The sequence below is a fragment of the Peptoniphilus pacaensis genome (genome assembly GCF_900088125.1).
GTDB lineage: Bacteria > Bacillota > Clostridia > Tissierellales > Peptoniphilaceae > Aedoeadaptatus > Aedoeadaptatus pacaensis.
The window spans coordinates 1,315,056-1,340,031 of the sequence record NZ_FLQT01000003.1; the positions used below are offsets into that span (position 1 = coordinate 1,315,056).

At 52.1% G+C, this 24,976-nt stretch carries 24 protein-coding genes; 19 read left to right on the forward strand and 5 right to left on the reverse strand.

All coding sequences use genetic code 11. The features are described from left to right. Positions 1-82: 82 nt before the first annotated feature. From rpsL to tuf, 4 genes are all read left to right on the forward strand, one after another. Entirely contained in the window at positions 83-499 is a 417-nt protein-coding gene (rpsL, locus tag BN7444_RS06205; RefSeq protein WP_068457242.1) for a 30S ribosomal protein S12, read from the forward strand. A 96-nt stretch (positions 500-595) separates the two neighbouring features. Beyond that, on the forward strand, positions 596-1,066 hold the full coding sequence (gene rpsG / locus BN7444_RS06210) for a 30S ribosomal protein S7 (protein WP_068457244.1): 471 nt from the start codon (positions 596-598) through the stop codon (positions 1,064-1,066). A 15-nt stretch (positions 1,067-1,081) separates the two neighbouring features. Then, positions 1,082-3,157, forward strand: a complete 2,076-nt coding sequence (fusA, locus tag BN7444_RS06215) for an elongation factor G (RefSeq protein ID WP_068457246.1) — start codon at positions 1,082-1,084, stop codon at positions 3,155-3,157. 29 nt (positions 3,158-3,186) lie between these two features. After that, entirely contained in the window at positions 3,187-4,380 is a 1,194-nt protein-coding gene (gene tuf, locus BN7444_RS06220; RefSeq protein ID WP_068455550.1) for an elongation factor Tu, read from the forward strand. A 254-nt stretch (positions 4,381-4,634) separates the two neighbouring features. Here tuf and BN7444_RS06225 read toward each other — a convergent pair whose 3' ends face one another. From BN7444_RS06225 to BN7444_RS06240, 4 genes are all read right to left on the reverse strand, one after another. Then, complete coding sequence (locus BN7444_RS06225; protein ID WP_068455548.1) at positions 4,635-5,966, reverse strand: IS3 family transposase; 1,332 nt, start codon at positions 5,964-5,966, stop codon at positions 4,635-4,637. 684 nt (positions 5,967-6,650) lie between these two features. Then, the gene (locus BN7444_RS06230; RefSeq protein WP_068457248.1) at positions 6,651-7,529 is read right to left on the reverse strand and encodes a DMT family transporter; all 879 of its coding nucleotides are present in this window, start codon (positions 7,527-7,529) and stop codon (positions 6,651-6,653) included. A 13-nt stretch (positions 7,530-7,542) separates the two neighbouring features. Continuing rightward, positions 7,543-9,141, reverse strand: a complete 1,599-nt coding sequence (locus BN7444_RS06235; RefSeq protein ID WP_068457252.1) for a hypothetical protein — start codon at positions 9,139-9,141, stop codon at positions 7,543-7,545. After that, a complete protein-coding gene (locus BN7444_RS06240; RefSeq protein ID WP_068457255.1) occupies positions 9,128-9,850 on the reverse strand; it encodes an ABC transporter ATP-binding protein in 723 nt (240 codons plus the stop codon). The genes BN7444_RS06235 and BN7444_RS06240 overlap by 14 nt, the downstream gene beginning before the upstream one ends. Positions 9,851-9,975: 125 nt before the next feature. Between BN7444_RS06240 and BN7444_RS06245 the strand changes: the two genes are divergently transcribed. The 9 genes from BN7444_RS06245 to BN7444_RS06285 all read left to right on the forward strand — a co-directional run bounded on the left by BN7444_RS06245 (position 9,976) and on the right by BN7444_RS06285 (position 17,970). Beyond that, positions 9,976-10,563 (forward strand): thymidine kinase, encoded by a 588-nt coding sequence (locus tag BN7444_RS06245; protein WP_068457258.1) that lies wholly within the window; start codon positions 9,976-9,978, stop codon positions 10,561-10,563. Next, on the forward strand, positions 10,560-11,480 hold the full coding sequence (locus BN7444_RS06250) for a carbohydrate kinase family protein (RefSeq protein WP_068457261.1): 921 nt from the start codon (positions 10,560-10,562) through the stop codon (positions 11,478-11,480). Before BN7444_RS06245 ends, BN7444_RS06250 begins: the two co-directional genes overlap by 4 nt. Continuing rightward, positions 11,467-12,396, forward strand: coding sequence for a pseudouridine-5'-phosphate glycosidase (locus BN7444_RS06255; protein WP_167627204.1), 930 nt, complete (start codon positions 11,467-11,469; stop codon positions 12,394-12,396). The genes BN7444_RS06250 and BN7444_RS06255 overlap by 14 nt, the downstream gene beginning before the upstream one ends. A gap of 129 nt (positions 12,397-12,525) precedes the next feature. Continuing rightward, positions 12,526-13,065: a helix-turn-helix domain-containing protein gene (locus tag BN7444_RS06260; protein ID WP_068457262.1), complete on the forward strand. Its 540-nt coding sequence runs from the start codon at positions 12,526-12,528 to the stop codon at positions 13,063-13,065. Between the two features lie 10 nt (positions 13,066-13,075). After that, entirely contained in the window at positions 13,076-14,113 is a 1,038-nt protein-coding gene (locus BN7444_RS06265) for an ABC transporter ATP-binding protein (protein WP_068457264.1), read from the forward strand. Then, entirely contained in the window at positions 14,110-14,943 is an 834-nt protein-coding gene (locus BN7444_RS06270; protein WP_068457266.1) for an ABC transporter permease, read from the forward strand. The genes BN7444_RS06265 and BN7444_RS06270 overlap by 4 nt, the downstream gene beginning before the upstream one ends. Further along, positions 14,933-15,712: an ABC transporter permease gene (locus tag BN7444_RS06275; RefSeq protein ID WP_417875587.1), complete on the forward strand. Its 780-nt coding sequence runs from the start codon at positions 14,933-14,935 to the stop codon at positions 15,710-15,712. Before BN7444_RS06270 ends, BN7444_RS06275 begins: the two co-directional genes overlap by 11 nt. A gap of 1 nt (position 15,713) precedes the next feature. Further along, positions 15,714-16,754: an ABC transporter substrate-binding protein gene (locus BN7444_RS06280; RefSeq protein ID WP_068457269.1), complete on the forward strand. Its 1,041-nt coding sequence runs from the start codon at positions 15,714-15,716 to the stop codon at positions 16,752-16,754. Between the two features lie 28 nt (positions 16,755-16,782). After that, positions 16,783-17,970, forward strand: coding sequence for an NAD(P)/FAD-dependent oxidoreductase (locus tag BN7444_RS06285; RefSeq protein WP_068457271.1), 1,188 nt, complete (start codon positions 16,783-16,785; stop codon positions 17,968-17,970). A gap of 69 nt (positions 17,971-18,039) precedes the next feature. On the opposite strand, the gene BN7444_RS06290 is transcribed toward BN7444_RS06285, so the two are convergent. Further along, the gene (locus BN7444_RS06290) at positions 18,040-18,501 is read right to left on the reverse strand and encodes a hypothetical protein (protein WP_068457274.1); all 462 of its coding nucleotides are present in this window, start codon (positions 18,499-18,501) and stop codon (positions 18,040-18,042) included. 126 nt (positions 18,502-18,627) lie between these two features. On the opposite strand from BN7444_RS06290, the gene BN7444_RS06295 reads away from it, so the two are divergent. From BN7444_RS06295 to BN7444_RS06320, 6 genes are all read left to right on the forward strand, one after another. Further along, a complete protein-coding gene (locus BN7444_RS06295; RefSeq protein WP_068457276.1) occupies positions 18,628-19,656 on the forward strand; it encodes a hypothetical protein in 1,029 nt (342 codons plus the stop codon). 110 nt (positions 19,657-19,766) lie between these two features. Further along, positions 19,767-20,861: a BMP family lipoprotein gene (locus tag BN7444_RS06300; RefSeq protein WP_068457287.1), complete on the forward strand. Its 1,095-nt coding sequence runs from the start codon at positions 19,767-19,769 to the stop codon at positions 20,859-20,861. A gap of 103 nt (positions 20,862-20,964) precedes the next feature. Next, positions 20,965-22,494, forward strand: a complete 1,530-nt coding sequence (locus BN7444_RS06305; protein WP_068457290.1) for an ABC transporter ATP-binding protein — start codon at positions 20,965-20,967, stop codon at positions 22,492-22,494. Beyond that, positions 22,487-23,599: an ABC transporter permease gene (locus tag BN7444_RS06310; RefSeq protein WP_068457292.1), complete on the forward strand. Its 1,113-nt coding sequence runs from the start codon at positions 22,487-22,489 to the stop codon at positions 23,597-23,599. The genes BN7444_RS06305 and BN7444_RS06310 overlap by 8 nt, the downstream gene beginning before the upstream one ends. Next, entirely contained in the window at positions 23,592-24,530 is a 939-nt protein-coding gene (locus BN7444_RS06315) for an ABC transporter permease (RefSeq protein ID WP_068457295.1), read from the forward strand. The genes BN7444_RS06310 and BN7444_RS06315 overlap by 8 nt, the downstream gene beginning before the upstream one ends. A gap of 8 nt (positions 24,531-24,538) precedes the next feature. After that, on the forward strand, positions 24,539-24,961 hold the full coding sequence (locus BN7444_RS06320) for a PPC domain-containing DNA-binding protein (protein WP_068457298.1): 423 nt from the start codon (positions 24,539-24,541) through the stop codon (positions 24,959-24,961). Positions 24,962-24,976 lie beyond the last annotated feature (15 nt).

Here is a 24,976-nt window from a genome sequence, read left to right on the forward strand (position 1 = left end):
TACCCGCTCTACGGGTAGTTTTTCATGATTGAAATCGATTTGTGCTGTTAGAAAATCCCAATTATTAAAGGAGGTGCACTAAGTGCCTACAATCAACCAACTTGTAAAGAAAGGTAGAAAGAAATCCGAAACCAAGTCGAAATCTCCGGCTTTAGGATTCAACTACGACTCTTTACTAAAAGAGCAAACCGTCGTCAATTCTCCTCAAAAAAGAGGCGTTTGCGTCGCGGTTCGTACTGTAACGCCGAAGAAACCGAACTCCGCGCTTCGTAAAGTTGCCCGTGTTCGTCTTTCCAACGGCTATGAAGTCATGGCATACATTCCCGGAATCGGCCATAACTTACAAGAACACAGTGTCGTCTTAGTTCGCGGTGGTCGTGTCAAAGACCTTCCCGGTGTACGTTATCACGTCGTACGCGGAAGCTTGGATACCGCCGGCGTCGACGGAAGAAGACAAGCGCGTTCCAAATATGGTGCAAAGAAACCGAAAAGTAACTAATCAAAGAGCACAATCTTTTTAATAGATGCTCTTGGCACACGACGTATGTCGAGTACCGTTGATTTTTCTCAACCAAATAGTTAAGGAGGGAAGAGAATGCCAAGAAAAGGACATATTCCTAAAAGAGAGGTCATGCCCGATCCCGTCTACGGCGATGTTGTTATTACCAAATTAATCAACAATGTCATGTTGGACGGCAAGAGAGGCACGGCCCAACGAATCGTCTACGGCGCATTGGATGCCGTAAAAGAAGCAACCGGTGAAGAACCCTTAGAAGTATTCTACAAAGCGTTAAACAACGCCATGCCGGTTTTGGAAGTTAAAGCACGCCGTATCGGCGGTGCCAACTATCAAGTACCCTTGGAAGTACGTCCCGAAAGACGTCAAACCCTGGGACTTCGCTGGATCGTCCGCTACGCCAGAGCCCGCGGTGAAAAAACCATGGTCGAACGCTTAGCCAAAGAAATCTTGGATGCATCCAACGACTTAGGCGGCGCTGTAAAGCGTAAAGACGAAATGCATCGTGCAGCAGAAGCGAACAAAGCTTTTGCTCATTTCAGATGGTAAGAAAGGGGAAATTACGTGGCTAGAGAAGTGCCGCTTAATAAAGTACGCAATATCGGAATTATGGCGCACATCGACGCCGGTAAAACGACGACGACCGAACGTATCCTGTATTACACCGGTCGGATTCATAAGATCGGAGAAACCCACGACGGTGGCGCCCAAATGGACTGGATGGAGCAAGAACAAGAGCGTGGTATCACCATTACCTCGGCTGCTACCACCGCACACTGGAAGGGCTACCGCCTGAACATCATCGACACACCGGGCCACGTTGACTTCACCGTCGAAGTTGAACGTTCCCTTCGCGTGTTGGACGGTGCCGTATCCCTCTTCGACGCCAAGAGCGGCGTTGAGCCCCAATCGGAAACGGTTTGGCGTCAAGCTGACCGCTACCACGTCCCCCGAATTGCGCACATTAACAAAATGGACGTAACCGGCGCGGACTTCTTCCGTTCGGTTAAAACCATCGAAGATAAATTACACGGCAATCCCGTGCCCATTCAAATTCCCATGGGCGCCGAAGAAAACTTCATCGGCATGATCGACTTGGTCACCATGGAAGCTGAAATCTACAAAGACGACATGGGAACCGAAATCGAAATTACGGAAGTGCCGGAAGAATACAAGGCACAAGCCGAAGAATGGCGCGAAAACCTCATCGAAAAAGTCTCCGAATTCGACGAAGACTTAATGATGGCCTATCTCGAAGGGGAAGAAGTAACCCAAGAAGATATTAAGCGCGCCATCCGTAAGGGAACCTTGGCCGTGGAAATGACCCCGGTAACCTGCGGTTCCTCTTACAAGAACAAAGGGGTTCAGTTACTGCTGGATGCCATTATCGACTACCTGCCCTCGCCGGTAGACATTCCCGCCATCGTGGGCATCGACCCCGATACGGAAGCGGAAGAAGATCGCCACGCAAGCGACGAAGAACCCTTCTCCGCATTGGCATTTAAAATCGTTACCGACCCCTATGTAGGGAAACTTTCTTACTTCCGCGTTTACTCCGGTACCTTGAAGGCCGGTAGCTACGTCTACAACTCCAGCAAGGGCAAGAGAGAACGCGTCGGTCGTATCCTTTTAATGCACGCCAATAAGCGTGAGGAAGTGGAAGAAATCTACGCCGGTGAAATCGCCGCTGCCGTCGGTTTAAAAGATACATCCACCGGGGACACCCTCTGTGACGAAGATGATCAAATCATTTTGGAAAACATGGAATTCCCCGAACCCGTTATCTCCGTCGCCATCGAACCGAAGACCAAGGCGTCTCAAGACAAAATGTCCATCGGCCTGCAAAAGCTCGCCGAAGAAGACCCCACCTTCAGAACCTACACCGACGAAGAAACCGGACAAACCATTATCGCCGGCATGGGCGAATTGCACTTGGATATTATCGTCGACCGTCTGCTCCGCGAATTTAAAGTCGAAGCAAACATCGGTAACCCGAAAGTATCTTATCGCGAAGGGATCCTCGGATCCGCAGACGGCGAAGGCAAATTCGTTCGTCAATCCGGTGGTCGCGGTCAATACGGCCACGCCAAAATCAAGGTCGAACCCTTGGAAGCAGGTCAAGGCTTCGTATTCGAAAACAACATCGTGGGCGGCGTTATTCCCAAGGAATTTATCGGCCCCACCCAACAAGGGATCGAAGAAGCTATGCAAAACGGTGTCCTGGGCGGTTACGAAGTCCTGGACGTCAAAGTCAGCCTCTATGACGGCTCTTACCACGACGTGGACTCCTCGGAAATGGCATTTAAGATCGCCGGCTCCATGGCACTGCGCGACGCACTGTCCAAGGCAAACCCCGTCCTGTTAGAACCGGTCATGAAAGTTGAAATCGTCACTCCCGAAGAGTACATGGGCGATGTTATCGGCGACATCAACTCTCGCCGCGGCCGCATGGAAGGGATGGAACTGGTAGCCGGCGCACAAATCGTCACCTGCTACGTCCCCTTGGCTGAAATGTTCGGCTACGCAACCAGCTTGCGTTCCAACACCCAAGGTCGTGCCAACTACTCCATGCAATTCGACCACTACGAACAAGTTCCCAAGAACGTGTCCGAAGAAGTACTCAACGGAAAAAATAAATAAGTTTATTCTACACTAAAGGAGGATTTACAATGGCAAAAGGAAAATTTGAAAGAAACAAACCCCACGTCAACGTCGGCACCATCGGCCACGTCGACCACGGCAAGACCACCCTTACGGCAGCAATCACCCTCGTATTAAACAAACGCTTCGGCAGCGGCGAATTCGTCGACTACGCAAACATCGACAAAGCCCCCGAAGAAAGAGAACGTGGAATCACCATCTCCACTTCCCACGTCGAATACGAAACCGAAAAGCGTCACTACGCTCACGTCGACTGCCCCGGCCACGCCGACTACGTTAAAAACATGATCACTGGTGCAGCCCAAATGGACGGCGCCATCCTCGTCGTCTCCGCAGCAGACGGCCCCATGCCCCAAACCCGTGAACACATCCTCTTGGCCCGCCAAGTCGGTGTACCCAAAATCGTCGTATTCCTCAACAAACAAGACCAAGTCGATGACGACGAACTCATCGAACTCGTCGAAATGGAAGTACGCGACCTCTTAAGCGAATACGAATTCGACGGCGACAACACCCCCATCACCGTGGGCAGCGCCTTAAAAGCATTAGAAGATCCGGACGGAGAATGGGGAGACAAAATCGTCGCCCTTATGGAAACCGTCGACGAATGGATCGACGATCCCGTTCGTGACATCGACCACCCCTTCCTCATGCCCGTGGAAGACATCTTCTCCATCACCGGCCGCGGCACCGTCGCTACCGGCCGTGTAGAACGCGGAACCATCCAAATCAACGACAACGTCGAAATCGTCGGCCTCACCACCGAAAAGAGAACCGTCGTCGTTACCGGGGTTGAAATGTTCAGAAAACAACTCGACCGCGCCGAAGCAGGCGACAACGTCGGCCTCCTCCTTCGTGGCGTCCAAAGAGACGACATCGAACGCGGCCAAGTACTTGCAGCCCCCGGCAGCATCCATCCCCACACCAAATTCGAAGCCGAAGTCTACGTCCTGAGCAAAGAAGAAGGCGGACGCCACACCCCGTTCTTTAACGGCTACCGTCCCCAATTCTACTTCAGAACCACCGACGTAACCGGCGACATCACCCTCGCTGACGGCGTGGAAATGGTTATGCCCGGCGACAACGCCACCTTCAAAGTAGAACTCATCACCCCCGTCGCCATGGACGAAGGATTACGCTTCGCCATCAGAGAAGGCGGTCGCACCGTCGCCTCCGGGGTTGTATCCAAAATCGTAGAATAAAAACCAAAACAAATAGAGAAAAGGACGTGGAAACACGTCCTTTCTCTATTTAAAAATACATATTTCTCGGCGGGATCATACCCCTTTCTCTTTTTTTTGAGTAACGACTCATCCTTAACGGCATAGCCGACTGACTATAATCAAGATACTTCTTTAATTAAAATATTCATTCTTACATGCCTCTTAAACCCGGGGACGGGGGAAAGGGCTCAGAGCGAAGTAAGGTGGACCCGGTTCTTTGGACACGTCAACCCCTATGCGTGGAGCAGTGTTGAGCCGTATTCGTATGGCGTCATATCGCCGAGGCCTTCTTGGTATCGGCGGTAGCGGTAGTAGTTTATGTAGTCGGCGACGGCGGCTTCAATCTCTTGGTCGTCGGCGTTTTCGTCAAATGGGACTTCTTGTTTCATTTTTCCGAAGAAGGATTCGCAGGGCGCGTTGTCCCAGCAGTTGCCTTTTCTTGACATGGATTGGATGAGGCCCATGGATTGGACGGTGTCTCGGAATTTTTTTGCTGTGTAGTGAACGCCTTGATCGGAGTGGATGATGGCGTTTTGGCTGTAGCCACAGGCGTTGAGTTGCTCGAGGGTCTCGAGGACGAAGTCGAGGCTGTAGCTTGTGCTGGTTTTGTAGGCGACGGGTTCGTTGGTTTGGGCGTCGATGATGACGGAGACGTAGGAGAAGTGGCCTTGGTGTTTGATGTAGGTGATGTCGGTGAGGAAGAGTTTTCTGGCTTTGCCCGGCTTGAAGGCGCGCTTGACGCGGTTCGGGGCGATTTTGCTTTCTTGGCCGTCGTTTTTCCGTTTGTCGTAGGGCCGTGCTTTTTTCACCGGGCATTTGAGTTGGTATTTCCGCATGATGCGTTGGATTTTTTTGCGATTGTAGATGATGTCGTAGTCGTTTTTCAGGACCATGCGAAGGGAGCGGCTGCCTTTGTGGTAGTATTTGCCGCTATGGTCATAGGCTTTTTGTATGAAGTACAGGGCTTCTTGATCTGCTTCTTCTCTTCGTTGCCGGTTTTCTTTGCTGGCTTTGTAGTAGTAATAGGTGCTTCGAGGCAGTTGAAGATTTTCGCAAAGGGCTTTGATGTTAATGGCTTTCCCGTAGATTTCGACGGTTTCTTCGATAATTTTACAGAGATCAGTCGTTCCATATTCCTTCTTGTCGCATCGCCTCCCTCCTAGCCAGCCAGCTTTTTTTAATGCTTCGATCTCCGCAGCTTGTTGTTGTATGGTTTTTTCTTGCTTTGCCAGTTGCTCTTTGGCTTTTTTCAGATCGTCAATGGCATCGATAGCCTGAAGGGCTTCTTTTGCGGCTTCTTGGTCTATTGATGCGAGAATGGTGTCCCGAATGTGGCGCTCTTTCCACCGCGCGGTGGCCCGCTCGATGCGTTTGTCGCCTAAGATTTCCAGGTCAAAACCGGCTTCAACAAAGATTTGTTTAGGCCGCTTGCCTGTGCTCAGCGCATCAATGAAGTGTTTTTTAAATTCATCCGTATAGAGAATACATTTATCGTTGACTGATTTGACATTTGGATTGGTGCGTAAGATGGCTTGCTCTTCAGCAGTTAGTTTTCCTCGTCCCATGGTTTCCCTCCTTAATTGAATTATACACGATTTAAGGTAGGGGGAATGTCCAAATCTTGGGGACCGGGTTAAAGGCCGCATTTCCCCCGTCCCCGGGACCCCTTGCCCCCTTTCTGGCCGCGTGTGATTGGAAAGAAAATGCCTGCGGCATTTTCTACATATTTCCCTTTTCGTTGACGCGATAGGACACCTATGACACAAAAGCTGAGCGGCACTATGCAGATGACTGGCTTCACTGATAACCCGCCGCCCCTGTTACTCTGAGCGATCGCCTTCCATTTTAGACTTGCTCGCTCATGAGTGTCGCACTTAAAACACTCAACAGAGAAATTGCCCAAATAAAAATCATCCAGTAGCGAAGAAGCCCAACAGGAATCAAATGCCGTCAGGCATTTGCTCTGCTAAAAGGCGTTTTGTGGGTCGAGTGGGATGGGGTCCAGGGGAAGGGCCAGAGGGCGAATCGCAACGCCCTAGGCCCTTCCCCGGGTCTAAAAACCATGTAGGGATGAAATTTTAAACGAAAAAATAAATTGATTTTAAGAATTCAGTTGCGCAATTAAATTCAGGGTGATGGGATTTCTCACATCTTTAGAAAAAATGGAAGAAAGAATATTAATCGAGAAAAGAAAAAGTAGCCACTAAAAAATCCATTGGGGATCTTTCTCCCAATGGATTTTTCTATCGTCATTGTATTTGTTTTTTCTTTTCTCGGATGTCTAACAGGATGGGCAATGTAAGGCCTACGATGATGCAGGCGATGCCCAGGAGTTTGTAGACGGACAGGGTTTCGCCCAGCAGTGTGGTGCCCATAATGGTGGCGCAGAGGGGGTTCAGGGCGCAGAACATACCCGCCCGCTCCGGGGTGGTGTGTTGTTGCGCCACGGGTTGCAGGGTAAAACCGAAGCCGGTGCAGACGACGGCAAGGGCGAGGATAGCCGTCCATTCCGTTTGGCTTTGGGGCATTTGGGGTGTTTCGAGTAAAAAGGTGGCTGCCGTGGAGAAGATAAAGATCCAAAAGACCTGCAGGTAGCCCAACTGAAAGGAATCGTCTCTGCCGGAGGCGTAGCGGGCGGTCAAAAGGATGACCACGGCGTAGCTTACTGCCGCCAGGAGGGCGTAGATTTCGCCGCGGGACAGGGAGAGGCCGCCGGGGTTGTAGGTTAAAAAGCCGACGCCTAAGACGGTCACGGCGATGCCGATGAGGGCACTTTTCGTGGGCAGGCTGCGAGTGGTAATAGCGATTAGTATGGGCACGATGACGATGGATGTGTTTTCCAAAAACGCCACGGTAGATGCCGCTGCCGTCTTCAGTGCCATAAATTCAAAGGCCATGACGGCAAAGAATGCCACGCCTAAAACGGTGCCGTGGGCAAAGGTGCTTCGCGTCATGGGGTGAAGCTTTTTAAAAAACAGTGTCGTGAGTAGAATCGTGGCGATGGTAAAGCGGACGGACAGAAGATTGAAGACGTCCAGTCCCTGCATGCCGATTTTTATAAAGTAGTAGCTCGTGGCGCGGGCGATGATGACGGCGGCCAGGAGTATAGATGCGCTTTTTTCGCTCATAATACCTCCTTAATTATTGATGATAGACGGTCATGTCTCGGGTGAGAAAGTAGAGGACCACATTGCCCGCCACAAAAATAAGGGTGAGCAGGGCGGCGTAGAGAAGGGGCGCCTTGGTCATAATGCCGACGCCGATTAAAATCACGGCACAGCTGACCAGGAGGCTGCCCAAGCCCGAGAAGAAGGATTGTTTCGAATTTTTCGCCAGCTCTTGAGGATTGGTCCAGTTGTAATTGGCAAACTTCCAGTCGAAAAACAGGGAGATGCCGTTGATCAAGAGGGCATAGGCCAAGGGCCCTATGAGATAAAAGGGCAGGTAGACAGGCGCCGGCCTCAGATTGACGACGAGGAGTAGCCAAGCGATGAGATAAGCCGGAACGATGAGGCTTGCGGCCATAAAAAGCTTTCCTAGAAAAATCTGATGGCCTTTCAGGGGCAGGGTGTAGGTGTTGTAAGCACTGACACCCTCCAGAGAAAAGCTAAAGCCACCGAGATTCATCATGCCGGCGAGGCCCGTGAGAATTAAAAACAGGGCGGCGTCGGGGGAGACGAAGGCTTGGTTTTCTAAAAAGCCCAGAAACATTTCCTTTACCGCGGGCACGAAGAGAATGGCCGCGAGAATCACCGGCAATATCGTGCCGAAAAAGCTGTTAAAGGCCACGGCGCTGTTGGAGAAAAAGAGGCGCCGTTCTTTGCGGATGAGAGCGGCGTATTTTTTCCGCACCTTGTAGTCGTCGTCCTTTACGGCCTTCACCGTGCCGCGAGGCGCCAAGCTTTCGCCGATGGCAAAGAAATTCTTCGCCATGTAGTTAAGAAAGGCGTAGTATATGAGCCCTGTCAAAAGAATAAAGACGGGGATAATCCACAGATGATGATTCAGGGCAAAGGATACGGGCCGTGCCGCCGCGGGCAGGCGATTGTAAAAGTCCATGAAGACGATAAGGTCTTTAAAGTCCCGTGCCAGCTCCGTGTAAAAGCCCACCATAAATACGACGAAGAGGACAAAGCCGAAGAAAGTCTTGACGCCTTTTGACAGCTGAAGTCGGCTGTTGCCTTTTGCCAAGGCCATGCGCAAAAAGCAGCCCAGGCATTCGCCCAATTGATTGGCGCAGAAAAACACTAGAAGGACGAGAAGGGCCTTGAAAAAAGAACCCGTGGCTACCTTAGTGAGAATCACCGAAGGCAGGGTAAAGGCCAAGATCAGGGGCAGGCTGAATACGGCGGGGCCGGTGGTTTTTGAAATGAGGATGAGCCGCGTATCCACGGGCATGCTCCACAAGGTGGATTGGTCGAAGTCGTTGAAGTAGGTGTTTCGAATTTGAATAAAGGCGATAATGGCGCTGGCGAGGAAAAACACGAGAGCCATGACGTCCATGGAGGAAAGAATCCCCCCATCGTTTAATACATCCGCTACGGAAAAGGCGCCGGCCTCACCTTTTGAATCCAGAATCGCCATGGAGGCGAAGATGGGCAAAAGCCCGCCGAGCCAAAAGTAGCCCCAAAGGGAGAGGAGATAGATAAAAATGCCGAAGGCCTTTTTCTTTTTTCCTTGGGTAAATTGATTAAAGGTGCGCTTTCTTTCCAGCCGGTTTAAAAGCCTAAGCTTGTTCATGGCTTTGCATCCTTTCCATGAACAGATCTTCCAAGCTGCCCTTTTGAAGCACCTCTTCCGTGGGGCCGAAAAAGACCAAATGGCCTTCGCGAATAATGGCCACCTTGTTGCACAGCTTTTCAGCCACTTCCAAGACGTGGGTCGAGAAGAGAATCGTGGTGCCTTTTTCCGCCGCCATGGTCTTAAAGGTTTCCCGAATGGATTTCGTCGCCATGGGATCCAGGCCCACGAAAGGCTCGTCTAATACGATGAGCTTGGGATCGTGAATCAAGGCGGCGATAAGGGCCAGCTTTTGCTGCATGCCGTGGCTGTAATTGTCGATGCTCTCGCCCAGGCGGTCGCGAATAGCGAAGAGATCGGCGTAGTACTCGATGCGGTCTCTGCGGGTTTCGTAATTCAGCTCAAAGAGATCGGCGATGAAATTTAAGTATTCGATGCCCCGCATAAATTTATAAAGCTCCGGATTGTCCGGCACATAGCTGTAAAGTTTTTTCGCCTCCAAGGGCTCCTTTTCGATGTCGTGGCCGCCGATTAAAATCCTTCCGCCGTCGAAGGGAATCAACCCCAGGGCGGATTTAATGGTGGTGGTTTTTCCGGCGCCGTTGGATCCGATAAAGGCGCAAATGTCCCCGGGTTCCAATTCAAAGCTCAGGTCGTGAAGAATTTGTTTCTTGCCGTAAAATTTTATTAAATGCTCGATTTGAAGCATAGGTCCTCCTTTGAAAGTGATGGTAATCCTTAATTAGAATATAGTAGAGAAAGATACAATGCAAGAAAAATTGCGTGGGAAGGTGCAGGGGGAATTGTGTTATAATTTCTTTCGAGGAGGAAGAAATGCATCAGTACAGGGGACGATTAATTTTACATACGGGAAGCATGTTTTCCGGAAAGACATCGAGTTTGGAACGGGAAGTAAAGCGATTTCGCATCGCCGGCTACAACACGCTGGTGTTAAAGCCCACGCTGGACACCCGCTTCATTCACTCCGCCATTACGAGCCACGACAACACGTCGCTGGAGGCCGTGGTGGTGGAAGATATCGACGGGGTGCTGGAGGCGGCGGCCGAGCACAAGGCCGACGTGGTGGCCATCGACGAAGTGCAGTTTTTAGGCGGCGAGACGGATAGGATCTTGGCGGCCTTCGACACATTACTTGACGAGGGAAAGACCGTGGTCTGCGCGGGGCTGGACATGGATTACGAGGCCCATCCCTTCGAAATCGTGAAGGAAATTATGGCCGTGGCCGATTACGTGGAAAAGCACCACGCCGTCTGCGCCCACTGCGGCAGCGACGCCTGGGTCAGCCACCGCACCTCGGGAGAAGGGGGCCGGGTGGTCATCGGCGCCACGGAAAGCTACGAGCCGCTTTGCCGCGCCTGTTTTAAGCGGATAAAAAATCGCGGCGAAAGGGGGAAGGAATGAAAGAGAAACACGTGGTCGTCTTCGGCGGCTGCAATGTGGACATTAGCGGAAGGCCCTACGAGCATTTGGATCTTCACGACTCCAATCCCGGGGCCGTGGAGCTGAGCCCCGGCGGCGTAGGCAGAAACATCGCCGCCACTATCGCCCGCCTGGGCATTCAAACGGATCTGGTGACGGCATTCGGCGACGACGATAAGCGGGCCATGATCCTGGCTCGTGCGCCTGAAAAATTATCCTTCGACTACGCCTTTACCTTCGAGGGCGCCTCCACGGGAAGCTATTTGGTTCTTTTGGATCAGGAGGGGGAAATGCACGCCGCGGTAAACGACATGGCGGTGATGGAAGAGATGACTCCCGAGCGGATAAAAGATCGCCGCGCCTTAGCGGAAGGGGCGGATTTCGTCGTGGTGGATGCCAATTTGCGGGAAGATACCTTGGCGGAAATTTTTTCATGGGACATTCGAGCCGTGGTGGACGGGGTCAGCGCCGTAAAGGTAAAAAAATTTACCCCTTTCTTAAATCGGATCCATGTGCTAAAATGTAACATTCTGGAAGCGCAGGTGTTAAGCGGCCGGGGAAGCGACGATGTCGCCACTCAGGGCGCGGCCCTAAGGGACGCGGGCGTGGACTATGTGGTGATTACGGCAGGTGCCGACGGCGCCTATCTCTTTAAAGACGGTGACATGACCCACTTTACATCCACCCCCATGACCATTCGGGGAGCCACCGGCGCCGGGGATGCCTTTTGCGCCATGTTGACGGCTGAGATGGCCAAAGGTAAAAAGATTGACCATGCCGTTGTCGGCGCCATGGCCGCATCGCGGATGGTGCTGAAAAGCGATCAAAGTGAACTTCCTTTCTTTAATGAGAAGGATTGGGAAAAAGAGAAACAGGAGATTCATTATGAAAGAAACTAATTTGAAACAGTACATGGACATCGCCCCGGAAGCACAAAAGGCACTGGACAACAACGAGCCGGTAGTCGCCTTGGAATCCACCATCATCTCCCACGGCATGCCCTATCCGAAAAACGTGGAAATGGCCAAGCACTGCGAAGCCATTTTAAGAGACGCCGGCGTCACGCCCGCCACCACGGCCATTATCGGCGGCCGCATTAAGGTAGGTCTCACGGAAGATGAGATCGAATTTATGGCCACCTCCGACGACATCGTAAAGAGCTCCACCCGGGACTACGCCCACATCGTCGCCCAAGGATTAAACGGCGCCACCACCGTGGCCACCTCCGTCTTGACGGCACGCCTCGCAGGCATTCCCATTCTCGTCACCGGCGGCATCGGCGGCGTGCACCGCGGCGCTCAAACCACCATGGACATCTCTAGGGACCTGCAGGAAATCGCGGGCACGGATATCGCCGTGGTCTGCGCCGGCTGCAAATCCATTTTGGACATCGGCCTCACCTTGGAATATTTGGAAACCTTCGGCGTGCCGGTCATCGGTTACGAAACGGAAGAGATGCCCGCCTTCTTTACCCGCAGAAGCGGCCACAAGCTGGACTACCGCTACGACGATCCCGCGGACATCGCCAAGCTTATGAAGACGAAATGGAATTTAGGCATCGACGGCGGCATCGTCGTGGCCAATCCCATTCCCGAAGCCGACGCCATGGACGAAGATACCATTAACGCCGCCATCGAAAAGGCATTGGTCGATGCGGAAAAAGAAGGCATCTTCGGCAAGGCATCCACGCCCTTTTTGCTGCAACGGGTGCTGGAAGTCACCGGCGGCAGCAGCTTGGAAGCGAACATCGCCCTGGTTTACAACAACACGAAACTGGGTGCGGCCATCGCCAAAGCCTATAGCGAAAACAAGTAAAAATACTTTTTCGGCTCGCAGAAAGTCTGCGGGCTTTTTTTATTTCCCCGGATCTATTGACCCCCGGAGACAGAGCGTTTATAATACGGTTGTTGTTTAGTAAATTAATCTTAAAGTTTAGTGGTGATTATGAGCATAGGACAAAAGATTCGTCGCCTGAGGCAGGTGCAGCAACTGACCCAGGAAGAGTTGGCCCAACGCAGTGAGCTTACCAAGGGATTTATTTCCCAAGTGGAGCGAGACTTGACCAGCCCTTCCGTGGCGACATTTTTAGATATTTTAGAAGCCTTAGGCGTCTCCCCCAACGACTTTTTTAAAGACGGAGAAGAGGGGCAGATCGTCTTTTCGGAAGAAGACGCCTTCTCCTTCGAAGACGAAGAGGGAGGCTACGGCGTGGACTACATCGTGCCCAATGCCCAGAAGAATACCATGGAGCCTACCCTGTGGCGCATTGCGCCCATGGGCTCCTCCAAGGTGCTCAGCCCCTTCGAAGGGGAGTTTTTCGCCTACATTCTTTCCGGACGATTGGATTTCTGTCGCGGCGACAACGTCTATTCCGTGGAGGCGAAGGATACGATCTACGCCTCCGGCGATGCGCCCTGTTTTTTCAGGAACTTATCCCGGGACGAGGCAACGGTACTGTGGGTTAGCAACCCGCCGAATTTTTAGGAGGTGACAGGTGAGCGGATTAATTGAAATTAAAGGAATCAAAAAAGCCTTCGACGACACGCAAGTCTTGGAAGGCATCGACATCGATGTGGAAGACGGAGAGTTTTTAACACTCTTAGGCCCAAGCGGCTGCGGAAAGACCACTCTCTTGCGCATTATCGCCGGATTTGAAACCGCCGACGAAGGGGAGCTTTTATTTAACGGAAAAGATATGTTTCGAATGAAGCATTACGAGCGGCCGGTAAACACGGTGTTTCAAAAGTACGCCCTGTTTCCCCATTTAAACGTCTACGACAATGTGGCCTTCGGCTTGAAGCTGAAGAAATTGCCGAAAGCCACCATCGACCGCCACGTGCAGGAAATGTTGGAGCTGGTAAACTTGCCCCACACGGCGAAGCGAAACATCCAGTCCCTTTCCGGCGGGCAGCAGCAGCGCATTGCCATCGCCCGGGCCCTGGTCAACGATCCGAAGATTCTGCTCTTAGACGAGCCCTTAGGCGCCCTGGACTTAAAGCTGAGAAAGCAAATGCAGTTCGAGCTGAAGCGGATTCAGGAACAGGTGGGCATTACCTTTATCTATGTCACCCACGATCAGGAAGAAGCTTTGAGCATGAGCGACACGGTGGTGGTTATGAAAGACGGCGCCGTGCAACAGATCGGCACACCCACGGATATTTACAACGAGCCGCAAAACGCCTTCGTCGCCAATTTTATCGGCGAAAGCAATATTATTCGCGGCCGCTTCGTCGAGGACAAATTGATTTCCTTCTACGGCAGAGAATTTCAATGTGTGGACAAGGGCTTTGAAAAAAATGCCCCGGTGCAAATCGTCATTCGCCCGGAAGATGTGGAGCTGAAGCCGGGGAGAGACGATCTCCTTCAAGGCAAGGTCATCTCCACGGTCTTTAAAGGCGTCCACTACGAAATGATTTTGGAAGTGGAAGGAGAGAAGTGGATGGTGCAATCCACCGTGGCGCGGGAGCCCGACGAGGTGGTGGGAATTTATATCGAGCCCAATAACTTCCACGTCATGGGGGACGAGTCATGAGAAGATACGCATCGGCTTACATCGTCTGGGCCATCTTATTTATCGTCCTGCCCCTGGTCCTCGTTCTCTTCATGAGCTTTAACGGCGTGAGCACCATGAGCATGGGGGACTACCGCTTCTCCACGGAGCAGTTTGCCCGCTTCTTTCAGCCCCTGTACCTGAGGATTCTGTGGCGCTCCGTCGCCCTCGCCATCCTGTCCACGGCGGCCTGCCTCTTGGTGGGCTACCCGGCGGCCTATGCCATATCCAGAACCAAGCCCAAGACGAGCTCCATGTTGATCCTCCTCTTCGTCATTCCCATGTGGATGAACTTTCTCTTGAGGACCTATGCCTGGATCACCCTTCTCGGGCGAAACGGTGTCTTAAACAAAGTCTTTCACCTCATCGGTCTGGGGCCCTTCGACATGATGTACAATCAAGGCGCCATTCTCATGGGCATGATCTACAACTTCCTGCCCTTTATGGTGCTGCCCATTTACACCATTTTACAAAAGACGGACCGCTCTTATTTGGAAGCGGCCCAGGATTTGGGAGCGAATCCCGCCACGGCCTTTTTAAAAGTCACCTTGCCCCTCTCCCTGCCGGGGATTTACAGCGGCATACTCATGTGCTTTATTCCCGCCCTGTCCACCTTCGTCATTTCTTCCTTGCTCGGGGGAAACAAATACTACCTCGTGGGCAATATTATCGAGCAACAATTCCGGCTGACGGGCAACTGGCCCTTCGGCTCGGCCATTGCCGTGGTACTAATCGCTATTTTATTGATTATGCTGTTTGTCTTCAGACAAATCGGCGACAAGGAGTCGAAAGGAGGACGCCGTGGGAAATAAAATCAGAAACGCCTATCTCGGGCTCATGCTTTTGTTTTTGTATCTGCCCATTGTGGTGCTCATCGTCTTCAGCTTTAACGACACGAAACTCCGAGGCGTGTGGGCGGGCTTTACCACCCACTGGTACACGGATTTATTCTCCGACCCCATTATTCTAAAAAGCTTTTACACCACCATCCTCGTGGCGGCGGTGGCGACGGTGATCTCCACCGTGGTGGGTACCATCTCCGCCATCGGCATACGCGCCTTTTCCAAGCGCAGTCAAGCCGCCATATTAAACATCAACTATCTGCCAGTGCTGAACCCGGACATCGTCACCGCCGTGGCCCTTATGAGCCTCTTCGGCTTCTTGGCCATGGAACAAGGCATGCTCACCATGATTCTGTCCCACATCGTCTTCTGCCTGCCCTACGTGATCCTCTCCGTGCTGCCGAAATTGGATCAATTGGACAAAAACACCGTGGAAGCGGCCTACGACTTGGGAGCCAAGAGCCACGAAGTGCTGCGCTATGTGGTGGTGCCCCAAATTAAACCGGGCATCGCCACCGGCGCCCTCATGGCCTTCACACTGTCCATCGACGACTTCATCATCTCCTTCTTCACCACGGGTCAGGGCGTGAGCAATCTGTCCATCGCCCTATACGCCATGGCAAAGACCGGGATCAATCCCTCCATGAACGCCCTGTCCACCCTGCTCTTTGCCGCCGTCCTCGTCCTTTTGCTCATATTGAACAAGCGGGACATCGACCTGGTGGATTTCGAGGTGTAGCATGAGAAGATACACATTCCTCATCTGCATCCTGGCCCTGAGCCTACTCACGGCTTGCGGCAAAAGCCAAAGCAAGAAAGAAACCATTCACGTCTACAACTGGGGCGACTATATAGACATGGACACCGTCCGCCAATTCGAAGAAGAGACGGGGATCCGCGTCATGTACGACACCTTCGCTTCCAACGAAGACCTTTACGTGAAGCTGAAAAAATCCAACGATCCCTACGACGTCATTGTGCCCTCGGAATACATGGTGGAGCGCATGATCCGCGAAGACATGCTCATGCCTCTGGACTACGATCAAATTCCCAATATGAAAAAGCTGGACAAGCGGATTCTGGACATGGATTACGATCCCGGGAACAAATACAGCCTGCCCTATTTCTGGGGCACATTGGGCATCGTGGTGAACACCGATTACGTCAAAGAGCCCATCGACTCTTGGGGCGCCCTGTGGGATAAGAAATACAAAAACGAAATCATCATGTACAATTCCCAACGGGATTCCATCGCCGTGGCATTGAAGTATTTGGGCTACTCCATGAACAGCCGCTCCATGAAAGAATTGGAAGAGGCGAAAGACGCCCTCATCGCCCAAAAGCCCTTGGTCTACGCCTACCTGGCCGACGAAGGCCGCGACGTCATGGCCCAAGGCGACGCCGCCCTCTCCGTCATGTATTCCGGCGACGCCGCCCTTATGCGGCAGGAAAACAAAGCCCTGGACTACGTCATTCCCAAAGAGGGCACCAATATTTGGTACGACTCCTTTGCCGTGCCCAAGAATGCGAAAAATCCCAAGGGCGCCATGGCATTTATTAACTTCATGTCCCGCCCCGATATCGCGGCGAAAAATGCGGAACACAATGTGGGATACGCCTCGCCCGTCCCCGAAGCCATCACCCTCTTGCCCAAAGAACTCAGAGAAGACCCGGTAGCCTATCCCGACATCGACAAACTCCCGCCCTTGGAAGTTTACGGCGATCTCCACGATTTTGTGGAGGTATATGATAGAATATGGACGGAAGTCACTGCAAGGTAAGTAAGAAAAATATAGGAGGGTGGTTCCATTGAAAAAATACGACTACCTCATACTGGGAAGCGGCGTCGCCGGCGTCACGGCGGCAAAAGAAATCCGCAAAAAAGATAAAGAAGGCAGCATCCTTCTTTTGGGTAACGAAAAAGAGCGGCCCTACTTTCGCATCGAGCTCACCGCATGCTTAAGCGAAGAAAATCCGCACGTACCCTATTTGGACAAAGAAGATTGGGCGGAAAAATTAAACATCGACACCGACTTCGACGCAGAGGTATCGGCGGTGGATTTCGACGCCATGACCGTCACCACGGAAAAAGGCGACAGCTTTCAAGGCGAAAAAATCCTACTCGCCAACGGAAGCCACGCCAATCTGCCTCCCTTTAAAAACAGAGATCTAAAAGGCGTCTTTACCCTGAGAAGCTGGGCCGATCTGAAAGAAATCGAAAGCCATTTAAACGCCATGGAAGGCGAAAAGAGCATCGGCGTCATCGGCGGCGGCCTCTTAGGCCTGGAAGCGGCGAGAAGCCTTAAGAAGCGGGGCAATCTCGTGGCCATTGTGGACATGGAAGAATACCTGCTCTCCAAGCAACTGGACCGGGAGCTGGGCATGGGCCTGAACGAAGAAATGAAAGACCACGGCTTTATGGTCTACACCGGCCGAAGCACCAAAGGCTTCGTCGGCGACGATCACTTGACGGGCATCGAATTCGACGACGGCACCGTGGTGGATCTGGATATGGTTCTCGTATCCATTGGCGTGCGGCCTAATACGGCATTGTTTAAGGACACGGGCCTCGAAGTGAACCGAGGCGTCGTCGTGGACAGAAGCTTAAAGACCAATAAAAAGAACGTGTGGGCAGCAGGCGACGTGGCGGAAGTGGAAGGCCGCGTCATGGGCATTTGGCCCGCCGCCCGAGCCATGGGCAAAGCGGCCGGCGCCAATATGGCAGGCGGCCATGTGAGCTACGAAGATCCCAAAGTCTACACGAAATTGGACTTGGGCACCATCCAAGTCTTCTCCGCCGGAAAAATCGGCGAAGGCGACGTCTACTTTTACGACGACGGCCCCGTACACCACCGCCTCTACGCCAAAGACGGCAAGCTCATCGGCGTCGTCCTCTACGGCGACACGAAAGCCATGAACACCTACCGCAAATTGGTGGAAGAAGGCGCACCTATCGACGAGGCATTGGACGTCCGCTACGAATTTCAAAAGCGATAGAAAAAAAAAGATCCCCTTTCGGGGACCGGAGTAGTAGAGCTCGGCACGTGCCGGGCTTTTTTATTTCCATTATTTCTTTATCGCCGTTATCGCCGGTTTTAATTGCAGGCGGGTGCCGACGCCTATATAAACGAAGACGTAGAAGACGGCGTAGAATGCCTGCCATTGGGTGCCCTTATCGGCGTAGTGCGTGACGGCCAGGGGCACGAAGACCACGGTGGCCACGGCGAAGAGCACGGCCAAAAACAAATTCACTTTGGGCAAGAAGACGGTGTTGTTTTTCTTTTTGATGTCGTAGGGCTTTTTGTTTTTTCGAATGGCGGTGATTTCTTTGCTGAATGTGGGTATGCCGACAAAGAGGACGGCGATGACCACGGCGATTCGCATGAGGGCCGAATTTTCCATGAGCTTTCCCGACTCGTCGTAGAGGGGAAAGAAGGGATGGATAAAGGCCAGGATGATCATGGTGAGCAGGGCTAGGTAGTCGATGGCTTTCAGTATATTTAAGAATTTGGTTTTGTTCAGAATCATGTTAACCTCCGCTACAAGTATAGCACAGGGGCATTGGGAGGCGAAACGGTTTTTCAATTTATCGGTGATAAATGGTAAAGTATGTGGTATGATAAGAAAAAATAGGTCGCATAAAGGGGGATGACTATGCAGAAACAATTGAAAAACGGAATTATATTTGTTGTTTTTTTATTACTGTGCTTTCTACTGACGTTTTCGCCCCTGATGACGGACAAGGTTGTGCTCTCGCCGGATGAGGCAAAGAACGCGGCCTTCGACGGTTTGATCTTTGACGATCCCACCGCCATCGACAGCTTGCAAGTGACGCGGCGCATTGAAAAGGGGCCGAAGACCTTGTATCGCTACGATGTGAAATTCCACTATCAGGGAAAAGGTAGCAGTGTGCGCGTCTTAGGCGTGCCCGTTCGAAATGTTTATTTGCCCAAGGGGGCCAACGGCTCCAAGAGCAAGGTGAAGCTCAAGGGCGAATACGACAAGATCAATGGCGCGGTCTACGACAATTTGCAGATGAAAAATTTGTTGGGCAAGGAGAAGATCACCTTCCAAGCCACATCGGAAATGCGCATCCCCTTAAGTGAAGACGTGGAGGATTATGCCTTTACCATCGTCACCGATCCCGCGACGGTGACTGCCTACACGGGAAAAACCATGGCGGACATCGGCGTCTTTTTGACCAATGTGAAGATGGAGAAATTCTCCGACGCCTTGGGCATCGAAGACAAGGGCTTGCGTCCCGAAACTTCCACCAAGACCCAATCCGGCGTCTATATGAACACCTTGGAGCTCATCGACGGGAAGGTCATGAGCCGCACGAGTATGGCAAAGACCGTGGCTATAGCGGCCTCCGTGATTGCCGTGGTTTGCGGCCTGGCGCTCTTGCTTTTGGACAAGGGCAAGCTTTTGCCCGTGGTGTACGTCGCCATGGTGCTCTTTGCCTTCGCTATTCCCGTGGCCCGCTTAAAGGCGCCGAGCAATGCCGGCATCTTTATCGGCATGCCTGTCGTTGCCTTCGTCGGCTATCTGCTTTATAAGCTCATGACCAGAAGTCGGCTGAAATTAAAGGCCGTGGACTTTAAACAGGCTTTGGGCATGGCCATTGTGGTCTTCGTCTTGGCGACTTACTTTTTCGCCGTCCCCAGAGGATTTTATTTATAAGATTTTTGCAGCGCGTCTTCGGGCGTGCTGTTTTGTTTGAAAACCTTCTCGTATTGAAATTTCCAATGGGTCATACTATAATAAAGTCAGATCAAATTAAGGGGGATATTATGAAAAAAAGATCGCTACTGTTAGCAGTGATGATGCTGTCCATTTTCGTGCTTACGGCATGTGGCGGCGCATCCGACAATGCAGCTAATAACAACAAAGCTGCCAATAACAACGCTGCAGCTGATGCAGGCGACAAGAAAGACGGCGAAAAGTTAAAAATCGGTTTCGTAACCGATGAAGGCGGTATCAACGACCAATCCTTTAACCAAGGCGTTTGGGAAGGTCTGCAAAAGGTCCACGACGACTTCGGATTCGAAGTTTCTTACCAAGAATCCAAAGAAGCCAACGACTATGCGCCGAATATCGAAACCTTGCTTGAAGCAGGCAACGACGTCATCGTCGCCGCCGGTTTCAACTTAGGCGATGCCATGCTCGAAGCGGCCGAAGCCAATCCCGACGTTCAATTCTTAATCGTCGACTACGCTTATGAAAACGGTCCGGACAACCTGTGTGGTATTCAATTTAAAGCGGAAGAACCTTCCTTCCTCGTCGGCTATATTGCCGGTCTGACCACCGAAACCAACAAAGTCGGCTTCGTCGGCGGCCAAGAATCCACGGTTATTCAAGTCTTTGAATACGGCTACAAGGCCGGTGTGGATCAAGCAGCCAAAGAAAAAGGCGAAAAGATCGAAGTGGTTAGCCAATACGTCGGTAACTTCTCCGACGCAGCTAAGGGCAAGAGCATTGCAACCAATATGTATCAACAAGGCTGCGACGTGGTCTTCCACGCATCCGGCGGCGCAGGTGACGGTGTCATCGAAGCGGCGAAAGACCAAGATAAATGGGCTATCGGTGTCGACCGCGACCAAAACGATATCGCTCCCGACAACGTACTCACATCCGCTATGAAACGTGCCGACAGCGCCGTTTACAAGGTGCTTGAAGGCCTGTCCAAGGGCGAAGAATTCCCCGGCGGACAAAACCTCAGCTACGGTTTGAAAGACGGCGACACCGTCGATATCGCACCGTCCAGCGACAAGAACGTGAAACCGGAAATCCTCGAAAAGGTTAAAGCCATTAAAGAAAAGATCACCAAGGGCGAAATCAAGGTTCCGGCTTCCGCAGAAGAGTACAAAAGTTTCGAAGCAAAATAAATTTGATCGCGAAAAAAGAGGGCAGAGTCCCTCTTTTTTTTATGCCTTCCAAAAGATATCTCCTTTAGTGTATAATAAATCCATATGATGAAGGGGGTAGGAGATGGTTGACAATAAACTCGCGCCGGCCGTTGAGATGCGCGGGATTACGAAATTATTCGGCGATTTTAAAGCCAATGACGGCATCGATTTGGTCGTGGAAAAAGGCGAAATCCACGCCTTGCTCGGCGAAAACGGCGCCGGCAAGAGTACGCTGATGAATGTTTTGTACGGCTTATATAAACCGACTTTCGGCGAAGTTAAGATTCACGGCGAGGTCGTGGATTTTCAGGGGCCGAAAGACGCCATAGGAAAAGGTTTGGGCATGGTGCATCAACACTTTATGCTCTTTCAACCTTTTACCGTGGTGGAGAATATTATTTTAGGCGAAGAGCCCACCAACGGCGTGGTCTTGGACAAAAAGGCCGCTCGGGAAAAGGTGGTGGACCTTTCCAATCGCTACGGCTTAAAGATCGATCCCGACGCAAAGATCGAGGACATTTCCGTAGGCATGCAGCAACGGGTGGAAATTTTAAAAGCCCTCTATCGCGACGCGGAAATTTTGATTTTCGACGAGCCTACGGCGGTGTTGACGCCTCAGGAAATTGACGAGCTCATCGCCATTATTAAGGCCCTTGCCGCCGAAGGCAAGAGCATCATCATTATTACGCACAAGCTCAAGGAAATTAAAGCCTTGGCTGAAAAATGCACCATTATTCGCCGCGGCAAGCGCATCGACACCGTGGACGTGGCGAAGACCACGGAGGCGGATCTCGCCGAAATGATGGTAGGACGTGCCATTCAATTTAATGTGAGTAAAAAGCCCGTGGAAGCCGGGGAGGTGGCTCTGCACATCGAAAACCTCCACGTGAAAGACGTTCGCGGCGTGGAAGTCGTTAAAGGATTGAACCTGGAAGTCAGAAAAGGGGAGATCTTTGGCGTCGCCGGCGTAGACGGCAACGGGCAGAGCGAATTTTTGGAAGCCATTACGGGCCTCAGAAAAATCGAGGAGGGCAAGGTGATTATCGAAGGCAAAGACGTCACCAATGCCACGCCCAAGGCCATTCGCGATGCGGGCATGAACAATATTCCCGAAGACCGGAACAAGCGCGGTCTGGTGCAGGAATTTACCGTGGCGGAAAATATGGTGCTCAACAGTTACGACGAGGCGCCCTATTCCTCCAAGGGGATTTTGCAAGACGGGGCCATTACGGCCCACGCCGACAAATTAATGGAATCCTTCGACATTCGGCCGAGAAAGAGTTGCTATTTGGCGGGGGATCTTTCCGGCGGCAATCAACAAAAAGTCATTCTCGCTCGGGAAATCGACGACGATCCCGACGTTTTAATCGCCGCACAGCCCACGCGGGGCTTGGACGTCGGCGCCATCGAAAACATTCACCAATTTTTGGTGCAACAACGGGACAAGGGTCGCGCGGTGCTTTTAGTCAGCTTTGAATTGGATGAGGTCATGAGTTTGTCGGACCGCATCGGCATTATTTACGAAGGCGCCATTACAAAGACCTTTAAAGAAGGAGAAGCGGGCCAAAAGGAACTGGGCTACTATATGGCGGGAGGTGTGGATCATGAATAAAAAAATGCTTTATTACACCTGCATGTCCGTCCTCTTGGGCCTGGTGGTAGGTGCCGTGATTTTCGCCCTCGTCGGCGTCAATCCCTTGGAAGCCTACAAGGTCATGGTCCTGGGTGCATTCGGCAAGCCGAAATTCGTTTCCTGGACCATTGTGGAAGCCGTGCCTATTATTTTAACGGGGATCGCCGTGGCCTTCGCCTTTCAAACGGGGATCTTTAACATCGGCGCGGAAGGCCAGTTCATTATCGGCAGTCTCGCCGCCGTCATCGTCGGCGTGGTCGTGAACTTGCCGCCGATCCTTCACGGCATCGTGGCTTTACTTGCAGGCATCGTCTTCGGCGGCCTGTGGGGCGGTCTCGTGGGCCTGTTTAAGGCGAAACGGGGCGTGAACGAAGTCATCTCGTCCATTATGTTGAACTGGGTGGCATTTTATTTAAGCAACTACATGCTGACCAAGGCTTTTTTAAGAAAGCCCGACAGCAATTATTCTTTTAATATTCAACCCTCGGCGAGCATTCGCATTTTAAACGAGTGGAAGCGCTCCGAAGCGGGCCGCGCCGTGTTAAAGAGCAATGAATTTTTGAAGGGGATTTTAAATCCGCCCATTCACTGGGGGATTTTCATCGCGATTATCGTGGCGGTTCTGGTTTGGTTTATCTTAAAGAAAACCACCTTGGGCTACCAATTAAAGGCCGTGGGCTTTAACCGCTTTGCCGCGGAATACGGCGGCATCGACATTAAGCGCAGCACCATGATCTCCATGGCCATCTCCGGCGGCCTGGCGGGCCTTGCCGGGGCGGTACAGGTCTTGGGCGTGTCGCAAAATATCGGCCTCTTGGCGGCTCAACAGGGCTACGGCTTTAACGGTATCGCCGTGTCCTTGATCGCGGCGAACCACCCCATCGCCTGCATTCCCTCGGGGATTTTGTTTGCGGCCTTGAGCTACGGCGGCGGCAAGTTGAACTCCGCCTTAAAGACCCCGTCGGAAGTCATTAACATCGTCATCGGCATTATCGTCCTGTTTATCGCCATGCCTCAATTTATGGATTGGCTACGCACGCGCTTCACATCGAAGAAAGAAAAAGGAGGAGAACAAATTGGATAATTTGCTTATGAGTTTTGCCGGGATTTTAGGCATTACGCTCCTTTATGCGGCTCCCTTGATCTACACGGCCATGGGCGGCGTCGTCAGTGAAAACACCGGCGTCGTCAATATCGGTCTCGAAGGCATGATGACCATCGGTGCCGTCGTCGGCGCCACGGTGGGCTACTATATTGGCAATCCCTGGATCGCCTTTCTTTCAGCCGGCCTCGGCGGCATGGCCATCGCCCTCTTACACGGCATCGCCACCATTCACTTCGGCGCCGATCACGTGGTCAGCGGGACGGCCATCAACTTATTGGGCCCGGGCCTTGCGATTTTTCTCGCCCGTATGTTTTTCGACGGCGCGGCCATGACCAAGCCTATCCCTTTAAAAAATAAAATGCCTCGGGTGCTGAACCACGTCTTTAAGCCGGGAAGCGCCTTGGATATTATTTTCGGCCAATACATTACGGTCTACATCGCCTTCGCCTTGGTGGCTCTGGTCTTCTTTATTCTCTACAAGACGAAGCTGGGCCTGCGCATTCGCTCCGTGGGCGAGCATCCCCACGCCGCGGAAACCTTGGGCGTGGACGTGTACAAGATCAAATACATCGGCGTCCTGACCTCGGGCTTTTTAGCCGGACTCGGCGGCGCCAGCTTGTCTCTCGCCGTGGTGGCCAACTTCCGCGAAACCTTAATCTCCGGCCAAGGCTTTATCGCATTGGCGGCGGTTATTTTCGGCGGATGGAAGCCCCACACCACTCTCTTGGCATGCCTCCTCTTCGGAGCGGCGGAAGGGCTGGTTATTTACATGGGATCCACTTCCTTAACGGTGGCCCCGGACTTATTGAATATGCTGCCCTATATCATCACCATGTTCGCCATGATCGTCTTTGTCGGCGAAGCCCGCGGCCCCAGCGCCAACGGTATTCCCTATAAGCGGAACAAGTAGGTGATCAAATGGATTACAAGGTTTTTGAAGACGGAACCATCGCCCTGCGCTTGGATCCCGGGGAAGAGATCTGCGAAAGTCTTCTCGCCCTGGCGGAAAAAGAAAAGATTCAGGCGGCCACGGTCTATGGCCTTGGCGCCACCGACGATGCCGTCATCGGTATTTTGGATTTAAACGACAAGGAGTACAAGACGCGGCCTCTGAAGGAGCCCATGGAGATCACCACGCTCGTGGGCAATCTTTCCCGCAAAGATGGGGAGGCCTATCTCCACGCCCACATTAATCTGGGCCGCACGGACGGCACGGTGTTGGGCGGCCATTTGAACCGGGCGGTGATTTCGGTGACGGCTGAAATTTTCATTCGCCCCTTGAGTGGAATCATCGACCGAAAAGCCAACGAAGCCATTGGCATCAATCAAATGATTTTTTAATCAGCATTCGAAAGA

Coding starts and splice junctions, on each gene's coding strand:
- rpsG (WP_068457244.1), top strand. CDS start 596: ATGCCAAGAAAAGGACATATTCCTAAAAGAGAGGTCATGCCCGATCCC.
- tuf (WP_068455550.1), top strand. CDS start 3,187: ATGGCAAAAGGAAAATTTGAAAGAAACAAACCCCACGTCAACGTCGGC.
- BN7444_RS06225 (WP_068455548.1), bottom strand. CDS start 5,966: ATGGGACGAGGAAAACTAACTGCTGAAGAGCAAGCCATCTTACGCACC.
- BN7444_RS06230 (WP_068457248.1), bottom strand. CDS start 7,529: ATGAGCGAAAAAAGCGCATCTATACTCCTGGCCGCCGTCATCATCGCC.
- BN7444_RS06235 (WP_068457252.1), bottom strand. CDS start 9,141: ATGAACAAGCTTAGGCTTTTAAACCGGCTGGAAAGAAAGCGCACCTTT.
- BN7444_RS06240 (WP_068457255.1), bottom strand. CDS start 9,850: ATGCTTCAAATCGAGCATTTAATAAAATTTTACGGCAAGAAACAAATT.
- BN7444_RS06245 (WP_068457258.1), top strand. CDS start 9,976: ATGCATCAGTACAGGGGACGATTAATTTTACATACGGGAAGCATGTTT.
- BN7444_RS06250 (WP_068457261.1), top strand. CDS start 10,560: ATGAAAGAGAAACACGTGGTCGTCTTCGGCGGCTGCAATGTGGACATT.
- BN7444_RS06255 (WP_167627204.1), top strand. CDS start 11,467: ATGAAAGAAACTAATTTGAAACAGTACATGGACATCGCCCCGGAAGCA.
- BN7444_RS06260 (WP_068457262.1), top strand. CDS start 12,526: ATGAGCATAGGACAAAAGATTCGTCGCCTGAGGCAGGTGCAGCAACTG.
- BN7444_RS06270 (WP_068457266.1), top strand. CDS start 14,110: ATGAGAAGATACGCATCGGCTTACATCGTCTGGGCCATCTTATTTATC.
- BN7444_RS06280 (WP_068457269.1), top strand. CDS start 15,714: ATGAGAAGATACACATTCCTCATCTGCATCCTGGCCCTGAGCCTACTC.
- BN7444_RS06290 (WP_068457274.1), bottom strand. CDS start 18,501: ATGATTCTGAACAAAACCAAATTCTTAAATATACTGAAAGCCATCGAC.
- BN7444_RS06295 (WP_068457276.1), top strand. CDS start 18,628: ATGCAGAAACAATTGAAAAACGGAATTATATTTGTTGTTTTTTTATTA.
- BN7444_RS06300 (WP_068457287.1), top strand. CDS start 19,767: ATGAAAAAAAGATCGCTACTGTTAGCAGTGATGATGCTGTCCATTTTC.
- BN7444_RS06305 (WP_068457290.1), top strand. CDS start 20,965: ATGGTTGACAATAAACTCGCGCCGGCCGTTGAGATGCGCGGGATTACG.
- BN7444_RS06310 (WP_068457292.1), top strand. CDS start 22,487: ATGAATAAAAAAATGCTTTATTACACCTGCATGTCCGTCCTCTTGGGC.
- BN7444_RS06320 (WP_068457298.1), top strand. CDS start 24,539: ATGGATTACAAGGTTTTTGAAGACGGAACCATCGCCCTGCGCTTGGAT.